Annotated in this window: 16 protein-coding genes and 1 tRNA gene; 9 read left to right on the plus strand and 8 right to left on the minus strand. The window is 72.8% G+C overall.

The annotated features are described in order from the left end of the window. Positions 1-73: 73 nt before the first annotated feature. On the minus strand, positions 74-1,057 hold the full coding sequence (locus OGL89_RS00065; RefSeq protein WP_263117744.1) for a ribose-phosphate diphosphokinase: 984 nt from the start codon (positions 1,055-1,057) through the stop codon (positions 74-76). After that, the gene (glmU, locus tag OGL89_RS00070) at positions 1,054-2,691 is read right to left on the minus strand and encodes a bifunctional UDP-N-acetylglucosamine diphosphorylase/glucosamine-1-phosphate N-acetyltransferase GlmU (RefSeq protein ID WP_263117745.1); all 1,638 of its coding nucleotides are present in this window, start codon (positions 2,689-2,691) and stop codon (positions 1,054-1,056) included. Before glmU ends, OGL89_RS00065 begins: the two co-directional genes overlap by 4 nt. Before the next feature lie 205 nt (positions 2,692-2,896). On the opposite strand from glmU, the gene OGL89_RS00075 reads away from it, so the two are divergent. The 5 genes from OGL89_RS00075 (at position 2,897) to OGL89_RS00095 (ending at position 7,000) form a co-directional block, all read left to right on the plus strand. After that, positions 2,897-3,313: a VOC family protein gene (locus OGL89_RS00075; RefSeq protein WP_263117746.1), complete on the plus strand. Its 417-nt coding sequence runs from the start codon at positions 2,897-2,899 to the stop codon at positions 3,311-3,313. A 127-nt stretch (positions 3,314-3,440) separates the two neighbouring features. After that, entirely contained in the window at positions 3,441-4,013 is a 573-nt protein-coding gene (locus OGL89_RS00080; protein ID WP_263117748.1) for a PAS domain-containing protein, read from the plus strand. After that, positions 4,010-4,909 carry a methyl-accepting chemotaxis protein gene (locus OGL89_RS00085; RefSeq protein ID WP_276581765.1) on the plus strand — a complete coding sequence of 300 codons (900 nt, stop codon included), beginning with the start codon at positions 4,010-4,012 and terminating at the stop codon, positions 4,907-4,909. Before OGL89_RS00080 ends, OGL89_RS00085 begins: the two co-directional genes overlap by 4 nt. 70 nt (positions 4,910-4,979) lie before the next feature. Further along, positions 4,980-5,348, plus strand: coding sequence for a metalloregulator ArsR/SmtB family transcription factor (locus tag OGL89_RS00090; RefSeq protein ID WP_263117749.1), 369 nt, complete (start codon positions 4,980-4,982; stop codon positions 5,346-5,348). Further along, positions 5,345-7,000, plus strand: a complete 1,656-nt coding sequence (locus OGL89_RS00095; RefSeq protein ID WP_263117750.1) for a SulP family inorganic anion transporter — start codon at positions 5,345-5,347, stop codon at positions 6,998-7,000. The genes OGL89_RS00090 and OGL89_RS00095 overlap by 4 nt, the downstream gene beginning before the upstream one ends. A gap of 252 nt (positions 7,001-7,252) precedes the next feature. On the opposite strand, the gene OGL89_RS00100 is transcribed toward OGL89_RS00095, so the two are convergent. From OGL89_RS00100 to OGL89_RS00110, 3 genes are read right to left on the minus strand one after another with little or no spacing between them, the layout of a single operon-like run. After that, positions 7,253-8,194, minus strand: coding sequence for an iron-siderophore ABC transporter substrate-binding protein (locus OGL89_RS00100; protein WP_263117751.1), 942 nt, complete (start codon positions 8,192-8,194; stop codon positions 7,253-7,255). Next, on the minus strand, positions 8,191-9,033 hold the full coding sequence (locus OGL89_RS00105; protein WP_263117752.1) for an ABC transporter ATP-binding protein: 843 nt from the start codon (positions 9,031-9,033) through the stop codon (positions 8,191-8,193). The genes OGL89_RS00100 and OGL89_RS00105 overlap by 4 nt, the downstream gene beginning before the upstream one ends. 6 nt (positions 9,034-9,039) lie before the next feature. After that, the gene (locus tag OGL89_RS00110) at positions 9,040-10,080 is read right to left on the minus strand and encodes an iron-siderophore ABC transporter substrate-binding protein (RefSeq protein WP_263117753.1); all 1,041 of its coding nucleotides are present in this window, start codon (positions 10,078-10,080) and stop codon (positions 9,040-9,042) included. Positions 10,081-10,161: 81 nt separating this feature from the next. Between OGL89_RS00110 and OGL89_RS00115 the strand changes: the two genes are divergently transcribed. Continuing rightward, positions 10,162-11,142, plus strand: coding sequence for an iron chelate uptake ABC transporter family permease subunit (locus OGL89_RS00115; RefSeq protein WP_263117754.1), 981 nt, complete (start codon positions 10,162-10,164; stop codon positions 11,140-11,142). After that, positions 11,139-12,200, plus strand: a complete 1,062-nt coding sequence (locus OGL89_RS00120; RefSeq protein ID WP_263117755.1) for an iron chelate uptake ABC transporter family permease subunit — start codon at positions 11,139-11,141, stop codon at positions 12,198-12,200. The genes OGL89_RS00115 and OGL89_RS00120 overlap by 4 nt, the downstream gene beginning before the upstream one ends. Positions 12,201-12,436: 236 nt before the next feature. Here OGL89_RS00120 and OGL89_RS00125 read toward each other — a convergent pair. Further along, positions 12,437-12,508 (minus strand) — tRNA-Gln (locus OGL89_RS00125). 123 nt (positions 12,509-12,631) lie between these two features. Between OGL89_RS00125 and OGL89_RS00130 the strand changes: the two genes are divergently transcribed. Both OGL89_RS00130 and OGL89_RS00135 read left to right on the plus strand, forming a co-directional pair. Continuing rightward, the gene (locus tag OGL89_RS00130; RefSeq protein ID WP_263117958.1) at positions 12,632-13,252 is read left to right on the plus strand and encodes a TetR/AcrR family transcriptional regulator; all 621 of its coding nucleotides are present in this window, start codon (positions 12,632-12,634) and stop codon (positions 13,250-13,252) included. Between the two features lie 14 nt (positions 13,253-13,266). Further along, positions 13,267-13,770, plus strand: coding sequence for a MarR family transcriptional regulator (locus tag OGL89_RS00135; protein ID WP_263117756.1), 504 nt, complete (start codon positions 13,267-13,269; stop codon positions 13,768-13,770). A gap of 61 nt (positions 13,771-13,831) precedes the next feature. Here OGL89_RS00135 and OGL89_RS00140 read toward each other — a convergent pair whose 3' ends face one another. Both OGL89_RS00140 and OGL89_RS00145 read right to left on the minus strand, forming a co-directional pair. Continuing rightward, on the minus strand, positions 13,832-14,953 hold the full coding sequence (locus OGL89_RS00140) for an ABC transporter permease (RefSeq protein WP_263117757.1): 1,122 nt from the start codon (positions 14,951-14,953) through the stop codon (positions 13,832-13,834). Next, positions 14,950-15,864, minus strand: coding sequence for an ATP-binding cassette domain-containing protein (locus OGL89_RS00145; protein ID WP_263117758.1), 915 nt, complete (start codon positions 15,862-15,864; stop codon positions 14,950-14,952). The genes OGL89_RS00140 and OGL89_RS00145 overlap by 4 nt, the downstream gene beginning before the upstream one ends. Between the last annotated feature and the right edge of the window lie 81 nt (positions 15,865-15,945).

The following is a 15,945-nucleotide window of genomic DNA, read 5'->3' on the forward strand; positions in this document are numbered from 1 at the left end:
CGCTCGGACCCCCGGTGCGGAAACCGACGACGCCCCGCCCTCCGCACGGAGGACGGGGCGCCGGGGAGTCCGCTCAGGCGCGGCCGTCGAACAGCGAGGTCACCGACCCGTCGTCGAAGACCTCCCGGATCGCCCGCCCGAGCAGCGGGGCGATCGACAGCACCGTCAGCTTCGGGAACCGGTGCTCCTCCGGGATCGGCAGCGTGTCGGTGACGATGACCTCCCGAGCACCGCACTGCTGCAGGCGGTCGGCGGCGGGGTCGGAGAGCACACCGTGGGTCGCCGCGACGATGACGTCCTTGGCACCCGCGTCCAGCAGCACCCGGACCGCGCCGGTGATGGTGCCCGCGGTGTCGATCAGGTCGTCGACCAGCACGCAGGTGCGGCCCTCGACGTCGCCGACCACACGGTTCGCCACGGTCTTGTTCGGCTGGTTGATGTCGCGCGACTTGTGCACGAAGGCCAGCGGCCCGCCGCCGAGCTTCTGCGCCCAGAGCTCCGCCACCCGGATCCGGCCGGCGTCCGGGGACACCACGGTGACGTTCTGCACGTCGACCCGGCTCCGCACGTAGTCGGTGAGGATCGGCATCGCCCACAGGTGGTCCACCGGGCCGTCGAAGAAGCCCTGGATCTGCGCGGCGTGCAGGTCGACGCTCATCAGACGGTCGGCACCGGCGGTCTTGAACAGGTCCGCCATCAGCCGGGCCGAGATCGGCTCGCGGCCGCGGTGCTTCTTGTCCTGCCGGGCGTAGCCGTAGAACGGCGCGATCACCGTGATGGTCTTGGCCGACGCCCGCTTGAGCGCGTCCACCATCAACAGGTGCTCCATCACCCACTGGTTGATCGACGCGGCGTGGCTCTGCAGCGCGAACACGTCCGCGCCACGCACCGACTCGGCGAACCGCACGTAGATCTCGCCGTTGGCGAAGTCGTAGGCGGTGGTGGGGAGCAGCTCGGTGTCGAGGCTCTCCGCGACGGCGGTGGCCAGGTCGGGGTGTGCCCGCCCGGAGACCAGGACGAGGCGCTTCTCCTCGGCCTGCTCGATCGACCCAGTCATCGTGCGTTGTCCTCCGTGGCGGTGTCGTGCTGCTTCGGGCTGTGCTGCGGCAGATCCGGCGGTGGCGTCGGCGCCTGGGTGCCGGCGGCCTGACCGGCGCGCTCACGTTCGGCGCGCGCCTGCGGGGACAGACCGGCGTCCGGGTCGACCGCTGCCGCGGCGGCGTCGGCGGCCGGGGTGCCCGCACGGTTGCGCACCACCCAGCCCTCGATGTTGCGCTGCGAGCCCGCGCTGACCGCGAGGGCGCCGGAGGGCACGTCGTGCCGGATGACCGACCCCGCACCGGTGTAGGCGCCGTCGCCGACCGTGACCGGAGCGACGAACATGTTGTCCGAGCCGGTCCGGGCGTAGGAGCCGATGGTCGTTCGGTGCTTGCGCACGCCGTCGTAGTTCACGAACACGCTGGCCGCGCCGATGTTCGTCTCCACACCGATCGTGGCGTCCCCGACGTAGGACAGGTGCGGCACCTTGGACCCGGCACCGATCTCGGCGTTCTTGGTCTCGACGAACGTGCCGATCTTGCCGCGCTCACCGAGCACGGTGCCCGGACGCAGATAGGCGAACGGGCCGACCAGGGCGTCCTCGCCGATCACGGCCAGCGATCCGTGGGTCCGGATGATCGTCGCCCGGTCGTGCACCTCGACGTCGGTCAGCGTGGTGTCCGGCCCGATGGTGGATCCCTCGCCGACGCTGGTCGCGCCGTGCAGCTGGGTGCCCGGCAGCAGGGTGACGTCCCGCGCCAGCTCCACGTCCACGTCGATCCAGGTGGTCGACGGGTCGACGATCGTCACGCCCGCGCGCATCCAGTCGTCCAGGATGCGCCGGTTCAGCTCGGCGCGGAGCACCGCCAGCTGGGCACGGTCGTTCACGCCCTCGACCAGCACCGGGTCGTCGGTGCGCAGCGCGCGGACCCGGCCGCCGTCGGTGCGCGCGATCGCGATCACGTCGGTCAGGTAGACCTCGCCCTGCGCGTTGTCCCGGCCCAGTCGGCCGAAGGCGCCCCGCAGCACGGCCGCGTCGAAGACGTACACCGAGGAGTTGATCTCCTGCACGGCACGCTGTTCGGCCGAGGCGTCCTTCTCCTCCACGATCGACTCGACGTCACCGTCGGCGCCGCGGATGATCCGGCCGTACCCGGTCGGCTCCGGCACCTCCGTGGTGAGCACCGTGACCGCGTTGCCGTCCGCGGCGTGCGCGGCCAGCAGCTCGGCCAGGGTCTCGCCGTCCAGCAGCGGGATGTCGCCGGCGAGGACCACGACCGGCCCCTCGACCAGCACCCCGGCGGCCGACCCGGGCTCGCCCGGACCGTCCTCGCGGGAGGCGGCGTCGGCCTGGGCCGCGGAGTCCAGCACGGAGAGCGCGCACTGCACGGCGCGACCGGTGCCCGGGATCTCGTCCTGGTCGGCGATCAGGACCGCGGAGTCCAGCGAGCGGGCGTGCTCCGCGACCCGGTCACGCTCGTGCCGGACCACGACCGCGGTGCGGACCGGCTCCAGCGACCCGGCCGCGACCAGCGCGTGCCCGAGCATGCTCCGGCCCGCGAGGGTGTGCAGGACCTTGGGGGTGGACGACTTCATCCTTGTGCCCTCGCCTGCGGCGAGGACCACGACCGCAGCGGGGCGGGGGGTGGTCACCTGTGGGTGCTCCCGTCGGTTCTGCCCGCGCGCCGGTGCGGCGAACGGGAGGGGATGGCGTGCGTTCATGCACTCTACCGCCGCTGCGGATGCGCTCCGCGCGGAATGGTCCCGGGCTTCGCCGCGCCCGCCGGGTGCATCCGCGCGACCATGGGCGTCCAGGCCCCGTCCGCCGCGGACGGGGTCCCGAGCGGAGAGCCTGGTCATGGCCGAATCGACGTATCCCACCGTGGTGCAGACCGTCCTGGACACCACCGACCCGCGCGCCCTGGCCGAGTTCTACCGGGAGCTGCTCGGCCTGGACTACCGCCCCGGCGACGAGCCCCCCGCCGCCGGGCAGCCGGATCCGCACGGCGCGGACTGGCTGGTGCTGACCGGCGCCTTCCCGCTCGCGTTCCAGTACGTGCCGGAGCTCCCGGCCACCACCTGGCCCGGCACCGACGTGCCCCAGCAGCTGCATCTGGACATCACCGTCACGGATGCCGACGAGCTGGATCGGCACGGGCAGCGCGCGATCGACCTGGGCGCCCGGCTGCTCCTCGACCGCTCGGACGACCCGCAGGAGGCGCTCCGGGTCTACGCCGATCCGGCCGGCCACCCGTTCTGCCTGTTCGTCGGGTGAGAACGGGACCTTCGACCTCTCGTCCGGGGCGGGCACAGGTGCCAGCACCCGCCCTCCGCCCCCTCGGCCGGATCGAGCGGCGCGGATCGGCTCATCGTCACGGTGACCAGCGCCGATGCTCCCTGGCATGTCGTCACCCCAGCGCGGCCCGCGCGGCATCGTCCCCACCGGGGTCGAACGCGACTTCGGGCCGGAGGAGATCATCGTCTCCAAGACCGACCGGCGCGGAGTCATCACCTACGCGAACGAGGTCTTCGTCCGCGTCGCGGGCTACCCCGAGGACCGGATCCTCGGCAGCCCGCACAACCTGATCCGGCATCCGGACATGCCCCGGGCGGTGTTCCAGCTGATGTGGGACGTGATCGGGTCCGGGAGCGAGCTGTTCGCCTACGTGGTCAACCTGGCGGCGGACGGCGGGCACTACTGGGTGCTCGCCCACGTCACCCCCACCCGGGCCACCGACGGACGGATCGTCGGCTTCCACTCCAACCGGCGCTGGGTGCCGCCCGCCACCCGCCGCACCGTGGCCGACCTGTACCGCGGGATCAGGGCGGCGGAGGCGGCGGTGGCCGGGACCAAGGACGCGGTGGCCGCCGGGACCGCGGCGCTCGCGGTGGAGTTGGAACGACGGGGCACCGGGTACGACGAGCTGGTCTGGTCGCTGGCGGCCGCCGACGAGCGGGCCGGAGCCACCCGATGAGACGGTCCGCGCCCTCGGAGACCCTCGACCCGGATCGGGAGACACGCGCCGCGCTGACGACGATCGCCGACTTCTGCGCCCGGATCGCCGACGGGGACCTGGAGGGACGGCTGCCCGCCCTGCCGGGTCCGCCCGAGGTGGCGCGCGCCCGGGCCGGCCTGAACCGGGTGGCCGATCTGGTCGACGCGTATGTCCGCGAGTCCCAGGCGACCCTGGTCGCCGCCGGTGAGGGCCGGTTCCACCGCCGGTTCCTGCGCCGTGGGATGCCGGGGGCGTTCCGCTCCGGGGCCGCACGCATCGACGCCGCCCGCGCCGCACTGGAGGACGCCGCCACCCGCGATGCGCGGGAGCAGTCCGAGCGGACCGAGCTCGCCGAGCGCCTGGTGCTGGTGGCGGCGGGGGTCGCCGAGGCCGCTCAGGCGCTGGCCGTCTCCGCCGCGTCGCTCTCCGCCTCCGCGGGGGCCGCCGCGGACGCCGCCGACGGGTCGCGTTCCACGGTGCGATCGCTGGAGGCGACGTCGGCCCAGATCCAGGACGCGGTCGGTCTGGTGAAGACGATTGCGGGCCGCACCCGCCTGCTCGCCCTCAACGCCGCCATCGAGGCGGCACGGGCAGGGGACGCCGGGCGGGGATTCGCCGTGGTCGCGGACGAGGTGCGGACCCTGGCGGACGAGTCCGCTGCCCGGTCGGACGACATCGCCGCGCAGGTGACCGCCGCCCTGGGCGCCGCCGCCGACGCGGGACGCACGATCGAGCAGATCGGTGCCCTGGTGGCGGGGATGAACGATCAGGTGAGCGCGGTGACCGCGTCGGCCGGCGGCCGGGACGGGGCCGGACTGGCCGAGATGGCCGAGCGTCTGCGTGGCGAGATCGCCCGGTTCGCCGCTCTGCCCTGACCCGGGTCCCGGTCCGGGGCCACCCGCTCCACGATATGATGAGTTCATCAATTCATCATCTGGAGGTCCGGTGGATCAGCGCCCGCTGAACGAGACCAAGGCGAACCTGTTCAAGGGGCTGTCGCATCCGGTCCGGATCCGGGTGCTGGAACTGCTCGCCGCCGACGACCAGGTGCCGGTGTCCACCCTGATCGAGGAGACCGGTCTGGAGGCGTCCCACCTCTCGCAGCATCTGAGCGTCCTGCGCCGCTACCAGCTGGTCGAGTCCGAACGACGGGGCAGCACCGTCCTCTACCGGCTCCGGTACCCCCAGGTGGCCGATCTGCTGAGCGTCGCCCGCGACCTGCTCACCGCCCTGCTCCAGGACACGCACGACCACCTGACGGCGGCCTCCCGGTCCGACCTGCCCAGCGATCCGTCCAGCGCGGTGCGGCGGTGAGCGCCGCCGGGCGGCTGCGCTCCCTCCTGCCCTCCGCCGCCGACTACGCCGAGGTGCGCAGGTCGTGGCGGCATGATCTGCTCGCCGGGGTGACCGTGGGCGTCGTCGCGCTGCCGCTCGCCCTGGCCTTCGGGGTCAGCTCGGGAGCAGGCGCCGCTGCGGGGCTGGTCACCGCGGTCGTCGCCGGTCTGGTCGCCGCCGTGTTCGGCGGTTCGCACGTCCAGGTGTCCGGACCGACCGGCGCCATGGTCGTCGTCCTCGCCCCGATCGTCGCGCGCTCCGGCGCCGCGGCACTGGGCCTGGTGTGCCTGATCGCGGGCGTGCTGGTCGTCCTCGCGGGCGCACTCCGGCTCGGCCGTGCGGTCGGGATGATCCCGTGGCCGGTGATCGAGGGCTTCACCCTCGGCATCGCCACCATCATCTTCCTGCAGCAGGTCCCGACCGCGATCGGGTCCGCGGACACCGGCTCCGGCGGCAACGCCGCGGTGGTGGCGGGCCGGGCGCTGGCCGACCTGCGCCCGGGCGACGCCGCGTGGCCGATCGCCGCCGTGCTCGCCGTCGCGGCGATCATGGTGCTCGCGCCGCGTGTCCACCGCGGTCTGCCCGGCTCGATCGTCGCGATCGTGGTCGTCACCGTCGTGTCCGTGCTGGCGGGTCTCCCCCTGGCGACCATCGGCGCCCTGCCGCACGGACTGCCCGCCCCCAGCCTTCCGGCCGTGGATCTCGGGGTGCTGGGCGACCTCGCGGTCCCGGCGGCCACGGTGGCCGCTCTCGCGGCGATCGAGTCCCTGCTCTCCGCGCGTGTGGCGGCCGCCCAGACCGGGAGGGGCTTCGACCCGGACCGGGAGCTGGTGGGCCAGGGGCTCGCCTCGATCGCCTCCGGCCTGTTCGGCGGGATGCCTGCCACCGGGGCGATCGCCCGCACCGCGGTGAACCTCCGCTCGGGCGCCCGGACCCGGCTGGCGGCGATCGTGCACGCCGTGGTCCTGCTCGCCGTGATGGGGATCGCCGGGTCGGTCGTCTCCCGCATCCCGCTCGCCGCGCTCGCGGGCGTCCTGATGGTCACGGCGGTCCGGATGGTGTCGGTCCGCACCGCGCGGTCGGTGCTGGGGTCGACCCGCTCGGCCGCCCTGCTGTTCGTGCTCACCGCTGTGATCACCGTCGCGGTCGACCTGATCTACGCGGTGGGGATCGGCATCGCCGTGGCGGCGGTCCTCAGCCTGCGCGCCCTGGCCCGGGCGGCCGGGGTGCATCGCGAGGAGCTCCCGGCACCGGCCCAGGCGGGTGACGCCCGGATCGCCCTGTTCCGGATCGAGGGCGCGCTGTTCTTCGGCGCGGCCGAACGCGTCCTGGAGCGGGTGGCCTCGATCCAGGACGTCTCGGTCGTGGTGCTGCGCCTGTCCCAGGTCCACCACCTCGACGCCACCGGCGCCCAGGCGCTGACCGAGCTGGTCACCGGCCTGGAACGGCGCGGGGTCACCGTGCTGGTCAAGGGCATCCGGCCCGCGCAGCTGCCGCTCACCCGGCGGGTGGGGGTGATCGCGGCCCTGCAGGAGGAGGGGCACCTGTTCGACGAGCTCGACCCGGCGATCGGCCGGGCGCGCGAGCTGGTGCACCGGGAAGGTCTGCCCGAGGTGCCCGCGGCGCACTGAGCCGCGGACGCCCCGGAGGACGACCGGGTGCTCTCGCACCCGCACGAGGCGATCGTCGAACCGGTGGTGCGGTCCTGGTCGCGGTGGATCACGAGGGGACCGTGCTCGGAGTCGTCGCCCTCCTCGCGGCGGGCACCGGCGTGTTCGAACTCGCCAAGATGACCGCCTCCGACGCCGCCCGTGGGCGCGGTGTCGGGCAGGGTGCCCGCGATGGTGTGCGGGCCGACACACCGCTGCCGCCACGGGTCACGCTCAGCGCAGGGCGGCCTCGACGTCATCGAGCACGGCGAGAGCGGCCGACGGCCCGGCGTTGCCGTGCCAGTGCCCGGCATCGACCTGACGTGCGGCTCCGTGGCGCACGGCGTCGAGCGCCCCCCATCCGCACTGCGCGGCAGCAGCCCACGCCTGCTCGGCCGGCTCGACCCGAACCCGGGTGAAGAACAGCAGCTCCGCGTCCACGGTGCCACGCAGGTCGGCGTCGGGGGCGGCGAGGTCCAGCACGGTGCCGTTGTCGTGCCGGGACTGCGACGGCGGACGGTGCGCCCCGATGTCGGTGAGGACCGACCCGCAGAACGACCACGTGCCGTGCGTCTCGAGCCCGGCGGGCCCGAACCGCACGACGGACACGCGAGGTCCGCCGAGCGCCGCCGACCGCGCTCGTAGCGCCCGGACCTGGCGGTCGTACTCGGCGAGCACGTCGCGCGCGCGCTCGGTTCGACCGACGGCCGCGGCGACGAGGAGGAAGTCCTGCTTCCAGTTGAAGCCCTTGCCCTCGGGAAGGATCGTCGGGGCGATCGCGGACAGCTCGTCGTACAGACGCAGACCGGCACCCCGGTAGCTGCCGATGATGAGGTCGGGTTCCAGCCCGGCTAACAGCTCGAGGTCGGGCGCGGTCCGCAGGCCGATGTCGGCCATCCTGCTCAGCTGATCCCGGGCGTCGTCATCGATCCGCCGGGACGTCGCCAGGTACGCGGGGACGTGCTCGCCACTGTTGTTGTGCGTCGAGGCGGTCGGGACCATGCCGAGGCTGACCAGGCTGTCGAGGTTGCCAGTGGAGATCACGGCGACGCGCCAGGGCAAGCGATCGAGCCGGGTGGTGCCGCCGAAGTGCGTGACGGTGCGGGGGAAGTCTCCGTCGGGCGCGTCGGAGCCGAACCCGCCAGGGAGGGCTGCGGGTGCGTGGGTGGTGGTCACGGCGCGGTCCGTTCGGTAGGTGTGCGTCGGCGGGGTCCGGTGAGGGGCAGGACGAGCGGGGTGCCGGTGACGGGGTCCTCGATGACGCGGACATCGAGACCGAACGCGTCGTGCACGACATCGGCGGTGATGACCTCGTCGGGGGCGCCGATCGCCGTGACGGCACCGCCCTTCATGACGATGATCTCGTCGGCGTACCGGCACGCCTGGTTCAGGTCGTGCAACACGGCGACCACCGTCGTCCCCCCGGCCGTGTTGAGTTCGTGGCAGAGCTCGAGCACGTCGACCTGGTGCGCGAGGTCGAGGAAGGTCGTGGGCTCGTCGAGCAGGAGGATCTCGGTCTGCTGGGCGAGGGCCATCGCGATCCACACGCGCTGACGCTGACCGCCGGACAGCGCGGCGACCGGTCGGTCGACGAGATCGTCCAGCCGGGTGCGGTCCAGGGCCGCGTCCACCGCGCGCCGGTCGGCTGCCGACCACTGCCGCAGCATCGTCTGGTGGGGGTACCTGCCGCGTGCCACGAGCTCGCCGACGGTGATGCCGTCGGGGGCGATCGCGGATTGTGGCAGGTACCCCACGCGGGTCGCGAACGACTTCGGCGGGTGCGCGTGGGCATCGACTCCGTCGAGAAGAACGGTCCCGTCCTGTGGCACCAGGACGCGGGCGAGCGCCTTGAGCAGGGTGGACTTCCCGCACGCGTTCGCCCCGACGATCACGGTGAACCCACCCGGCCTGATGGTGAGGTCGAGATCCGCCGTGATCGTCGGTCCGTGCGGGTAGCGCAAGGTGGCCCCTCGCGCCTCGAGGCCCTGCCGAGGACCGGTCGTCGCCGTGCTCATGGGGCCTCAGCTCGCCAGCGTGTCCTCGAGGACGTCCAGGACCCCGCGGGCCGCTGTCGGGCCGACGTTGAGGTAGAAGACGTCGTCGTCGACGGCGACGGCGTGCTCGTCCCCGACGGCCCGGAGGGTCGGCCACAGCGGCAGGTCGGTGAGCTCGGAGAGCTGACCGCCCTGCACCGCGTAGAACAGCCAGTCCGCGTCCGCCTGGTCGATCTGCTCCGCGGAGATGTCGACGGAGGTGTCGTCGGAGAAGGACTGGCTCTCCGGGCGTGCCAGGCCTGCGTCCTCGGCGACCGAGCCGGTGAACGAGGCGATGCCGAACACCCGGGTGCGATCGCCGTTCTTGCGCAGGAACGAGACCGTGGGGTCGCCCTCGACCCGCTCGCCGAACGCGATCGTGTCGGCGTGGTACTCGTCGAGCCAGACCTGCGCTTGCTCGGCGCGCCCGAGCGCGTCGGCGAGAAGCAGGAAGTCCTGCTTCCAGTACAGGCCGGTCCCCTGCGTCGCGACCGTCGGCGCGACGGCCGCGAGGGTGGAGTACAGCGCCTCGGCGTCCTTGCCCGCGTTGTTCATGACGATGAGGTCCGGGGCGATGTTCGCGATCGTCTCGACGTCCGGTGCGAACCGGGAGCCGACGTCGACGACGGCGTCGAGCTCGTCCGCGAGGTCGGGGAACGCGTCGTACAAGTAGGCGGGAATCATCTCCGCGCCGTCGCCGGACGTCGAGCCGGTGGGCACGACGCCGAGCGTGAGCAGCGCATCCGCCTGGCCGGTGGAGATCACGACGATCTTCTGCGGCTCCGCATCGAGGGTCGTCTCGCCCTGGAAGTGCACGACGGTGCGCGGGAACACACCGTCGGCCTCGCCGCTGCCCTTGCCCTCGGGCATGGTGCGCGGGGTCGTGTACCGGATGTCCTGGGTCGCGCCCGTGGCCGCGTCGGTGGCGGTCGGACTGTCCTCCGCGGTGGCGCCGGAACAGGCGGACAGCGCGAGAGTGGCGAGCACGAGGCCGAGGCCGCTCACGACCGGTCGGTTGGAGAATCGCATGTAACTGAGCCTAGGCTAACCTAAGTGAGCACTCAGGCAACCGTCTCGCCACCTGGACGAATCCGCAGGTCGGCGGCACGAATGGCGCTCGTCGTCACTGTCGGGCTCGCAGTCGTCGCTGGCCTGGCCGTGCTCAGCTTGGCGATCGGGTCGCGCGACCTCGGCATCGCGGAGACGTGGCGAGGGCTCGTCCACCGCGACGGGACAGCGGCGTCGATCATCGTCCACGAGCTGCGGCTGCCCCGGACGGTCCTGGCCGTCGTCGTCGGTGCCGCCCTGGCGGTCGCCGGCGTGGTGATGCAGGCGCTCACCCGCAACCCGCTCGCCGAGCCCGGGATCCTCGGAGTCAACGCCGGGGCGTCGTTCGCGGTCGTCCTCGCGATCGCGCTGTTCGGCGTGACCGGCGTCTCGGGGTATCTCTGGTTCGCGTTCGCCGGTGCGGCGGGTGCCGCCGTGCTCGTCTACGCGATGGCGCAGCGTCGGGACGTGCACGCCGGCCCGACGCGACTGGTGCTGGCCGGCGTCGCGCTCGGGGCGAGCCTGAGCGCCGTCACCGGCGTCGTGACCATGTACCGCACGTCGGCGTTCAGCTCGTACCGGTACTGGGTGATCGGCTCGTTCGACGGACGCGACGCCGGGGTGCTGACCTGGGTCGCGCCCTTCCTGCTCGGCGGGCTGGTCCTGGCACTCGGGTCCGCGCACACCCTCAACGCCCTCAGCCTCGGCGACGAGCAGGCAGCGGCTCTGGGCGCCCGCGTCGCGCGGGCCCGCACCGCCGCCTTCGTCGCCATCACCCTGCTGTGCGGCGGCGCGACCGCAGCGGCCGGCCCGATCTCGTTCGTCGGTCTCGTCGTCCCGCACGCCGTGCGGCTGCTCGTCGGGGTCGACCAGCGTCGGGTCCTCGCGTGCTCGCTGGTCGCCGGACCCGCGCTCGTCCTCGCCGCCGACATCGTCGGACGCGTCATCGACCGCCCCGGCGAGATCGAGGTCGGGGTGGTCACGGCATTCGTCGGGGCGCCACTGCTCCTCGCGCTCGTCGTCCGGGGCAGGAACGTCCGGTGAGCGCCCGCGAGGCGCGGGGGGCCGGACCGTGGCGACGCACGGCCGCCGTCCCCCTTCCCGGCGGCCGCCTCCTGGCCCTGCACCGCAGAACCGTCCTCGCGACCGCCGTCCTGCTCGCGGTCACGCTCGCCGTCGCCGTCCTCACCGTCACCACCGGGACCTACGATCTCGACCTGGCCGGTGTCCTGCGTACGCTCACCGGCGGCGGTTCCGGGACGGACCGGTTCATCGTCCTGCACCAGCGCGTGCCACGGGTCGTCGCCGCGGCGGCGGTCGGCACTGCGCTCGGCCTGTCCGGCGCGGTGTTCCAGAGCATGTCGCGCAACCCGCTCGGCAGTCCCGACATCGTCGGATTCACCACCGGCGCCTCGACCGGCGGACTGGTCGTGATTCTGCTGACGGCGAGTCCGACGACGTTCTCCATCGCCGGCGCGACCGTCGTCGGCGGCCTGGCGACCGCCGCGGCCGTCGTCCTGCTCACGGTCCGGCGTGGAGTCGGAGGGGAGCGGCTGATCCTCGCCGGCATCGCCGTGGGTGCGATGCTCAGCTCGCTCAACGACTACCTCATCGCGCGCGCGACCATCGAGTCGGCGGAAGCGGCGAAGGCGTGGCAGTTCGGTTCGCTGAACGCCATCACCTGGTCCCCGGTCGTTCCGCTGGTGGCCGCGGTGGCCGTCCTCGCGCCCGCCACGCTCACGATCGGGCGACAGCTCCACACGCTCGAGCTCGGCGACGAGACCGCCGTCGCGCTCGGCACCCCGGTACGGCGGGTCCGTGTCACCGCACTGACCCTCGGCGTCGCCCTCGCGGCCGTGGCGGTCGCCGCCGCCGGGCCGATCGGGTTCCTCGCCCTCGCCGCTCCACAGCTCGCCCGTCGCGTCGCCGGACGCCCGGGGATCGCCCTCGGCCCGTCCGCCGCGATGGGCGCGTTCCTGCTCGTCGCCGCGGACCTCGGCGCGCAGCGGTTGCTCAGCCCGTTCCAGATCCCGGTCGGGCTCGTCAGCGCGGCGCTGGGCGGGGTGTACCTCCTGTGGTTGCTCGGCTTCTCCCGGGAATGACGCAGGTGAGAACGGCACCGGACGGCACGGCCCCGAGTGGCTCGGACTGTGTGCCGGCTGCGGTCGACGGGTCCGGCACCCGAGCGGCGGTGAGGTCGGTGTACGCCGCGAGGCCGGCATCGGGACCACGGAGGCGGTCCACGCGATCGCGTGGAGCCACGGTGCTGGTCGTGCCGCGACGTACGCCGCCCAGGACGCGGTCACCGCACCCACACCCGAGCGGGCGTGGACCCAGGCTCCGCCCCCAGGATTCGAACCCGGACCTCAAGGCACCAAAGGCCTGTGTGCTGCCATTACACCAGGGCGGACCGCACAGCCGACCCGTGTCGATGTGCGCCCCCAGTCTGCCAGGCCCGCGGCCTTGCCACGCCTGACAAGATGTCGTGATGGCCACAGAGACCCGCCGGGGCACCCGAGCGACCAAGGCGCGGATGACCGCCGCCGAGCGTCGCCAGCAGCTGCTCGACGTCAGTCGCAAGCTGTTCGCCGAGAAGGGCTTCGAGGGGACCTCGGTGGAGGAGATCGCTGCACGGGCGGAGGTGTCCAAGCCGGTCGTCTACGAGCACTTCGGCGGCAAGGAGGGCATCTACGCGGTGGTGGTCGACCGCGAGATCCAGGCGTTGACCGACGCGCTGAACGGCGCACTGGAGAAGGGCCACCACCCCAAGGTGCTGGTCGAACGGTCCGCCCTGGCGCTGCTGGGCTACATCGAGGACAACGAGGACGGCTTCCGGATCCTGGTGCGCGACTCGCCGGTCGCGCAGGCCACCGGGACGTTCTCCAGCCTGATCGGCGACGTGGCGACCCAGGTCGAGCACCTGCTGGCGGACCAGTTCACCAAGCAGCACCTGGACCCGCGGACCGCGCCGATCTACGCGCAGATGCTGGTCGGCATGGTGGCGTTGACCGGCCAGCACTGGCTGGACTCGCGGTCGCTGAAGAAGGCGGACGTGGCGGCGAACCTGGTCAACCTGGCCTGGAACGGACTGGCGGGCCTGGAGCGCCGGCCGCGACTGTCGGAGCAGCACTCCGCCCCCCAGGACCAGGGCTGAAGTAGCCTCCCCACATGCCCGAGGAGCTGCCGGTGGACGAGGTCGACCGGATCGTCGACGCCTGGGCACGGGAGCGCCCGGACCTGGACGTCACCCCGCTGACCGTGCTGTCGCGGGTGACCCGGCTGTCCCGGCACCTGGATCTGGCACGGCGGCGCGCGTTCGCCCTGCACCGGTTGGAGCCGTGGGAGTTCGACGTGCTGTCCGCGCTGCGTCGCGCCGGGGCGCCCTACCGGCTGTCGCCCGGTGCGCTGCTGACCCAGACCCTGGTGACCAGCGGGACGATGACCAACCGGATCGACCGGCTGGCCGCACGCTCGCTGGTCGAGCGCCAGCCGTCCCCGGAGGACCGCCGCGGGGTGCTGGTCAGCCTCACCGAGGACGGACTGTCCCGGGTCGACGCGGCGATGACGAGCCTGCTGGACATCGAGCGGGACCTGCTGGCCGACCTGCCGGAGGACGAGCGCGAGCGGCTGGCCGATCTGCTCCGCACCCTCGTGCTCCCCTTCGACTCCTGACCGTACCCATGCCGACGGCCGGCCGCCCCACCCTCCTGGGACGACCGGCCGTCTTCCGCGTTCAGCCCCTCAGCGCCTCACGCAGCTTCACCCGGCGACCGGTGCGCAGCACCGACCGCTCGTAGATCCGGGCGCCGATCGCGGTGACGCCCCAGGCCGACAGGGCCAGGATCACCAGCGAGAGCAGCGGCTCCCACCAGGCGGCGGTGCCGAGGAACAGCCGGACCGGCATGCCGACCGGGGCGCTGAACGGCACGTAGCTCATCACCGCGAGCACCGTCTCGTTGGAGTTGAAGAAGATCACCAGGAAGTACGGGATCATCACCAGGTACATCACCGGGGTGAGGACCGCACCGGTGTCCTCGGTGCGGGAGACCAGCGACGCCGCGGCGGCGAACATCGCGGCCAGCAGCACGAATCCGACCACGAAGAACAGCACGAACCAGGCCACCGGTGCGCCGATCAGACCGAGGGTGTCGTCCTGGCCGGTCACCACCAGGCCGATCACGGCGACGGCGGCGATCGCGGCGGTCTGCCCGAAGGCCAGGATGCTGTTGCCGATCACCTTCCCGGCCAGCAGCGCCCGCGGCGGCACCGCGGACAGCAGGATCTCCACGATCCGGGACTGCTTCTCCTGCACGGTGTTCTGCGCGATGGTGCTGCCGAAGGTCAGCGAGGCGAACATGAACACCAGACCGAAGCCGAGCGCCACCACGTAGCGCAGCCCCTCACTGGTGGTGGGCTCGTCGAGCAGTTCGACCGGCGGGGCGACCGCGAGCGCCGACACGACCGTGTCCGGGGCGGACTCCTTGGCGACCACCACGACGCCGAGCGGGTTGTCGTCGCCGTCCGGGTCGGGCAGCAGCGCCGCGGACACCTCCTCGTCCTCGACCAGCTGCCGGGCGGCGGCGTCGTCGGCCGCGTCGACCGGATCGATGCCGTCCAACCCGGCGACCAGCTCGGCGGTCGCCGGGACGACGGCCACCTTCGGATCCGAGCCGAACCGGTCACCGAAGACGCTGGACACCACGATCGCCGCCAGGATCAGGACCAGCATGACCACGGTCGAGATGATGAACGCCTTGCTGCGGACCTGGGTGGTGACCTCGCGCTCGGCCACCAGCAGGGTGTGCTGCAGCATCGACGGGTTCGCCGGGCGCTGCTTCGGGGTGGGGGTGCTCATCGGGCGGCCTCCTCGTCGTGACGCACCTCGTCGGTGACGATGTCGCGGAAGATCTCGGCCAGGCGCGGACGCACCGGGCTGAAGGACTGGACCGGCGCGGCGTCCAACGCGGTCCGCAGGACCTGCTGGGCGGTGGCCTCGTCGGCGTCGAACATCGCGTACCCGCCGTCGAACTCCTGGACCCGCACCCCGGAGTGGGTGCGCAGCCAGCCCATGTCACCGCCGGAGGTGATCTCGTACCGGGGCTCGGCGTACCGCTCGCGCAGCTCCTCGCGGCCGCCGGCCGCCCGGATCTGACCGCCGGCGATCACCACGACGTCGTCGCACAGCCGCTCGACCACGTCGAGCTGGTGCGAGCTGAACAGCACCGGGACGCCCTGGGCGGCGTACTCGCTGAGCACGCCGAGCACCACGTCGACCGCCATCGGGTCCAGCCCGGAGAACGGCTCGTCCAGGATCAGCACCTCGGGGTCGTGCACCAGCGCGGCGGCGATCTGCGCGCGCTGCTGGTTGCCGAGCGAGAGATCGTCGACCGGGTCGTTCAGCCGCTCCCCGAGCCCGAGCCGGGTCAGCAGGTCGGTGGCCTTGCCGACCGCGGTGCGCTTGTCGTAGCCGTGCAACCGGGCCAGGTAGCTGATCTGCTCGACGATCTTCATCTTCGGGTACAGCCCGCGCTCCTCCGGCATGTAGCCGAAGCCGCGGCGCTGCTCGTCGCCCAGGGGCCGCCCGTCCAGGGTGATCGTCCCCGAGTCCGCGGCGAGCACTCCGAGGACGATCCGCATGGTGGTGGTCTTGCCGGCGCCGTTGCCGCCGACGAATCCGGTGAGCTTGCCGCGCTGCACGGTGAAGCCCACGTCGTCGAGGACCAGACGGTCACCGAAGGACCGGTGGATGCCGCTCAGCTGGAGCACGCTGAACTCCTGTCGTCGTGGATGAGTGGTGATGAGACGACGGTAGGGGGCCGGGGAGGGGCTGCGCCTCAGGCTGAGGAG

The organism is Cellulomonas sp. RIT-PI-Y (assembly GCF_025642745.1).
Taxonomy (GTDB): domain Bacteria; phylum Actinomycetota; class Actinomycetes; order Actinomycetales; family Cellulomonadaceae; genus Cellulomonas.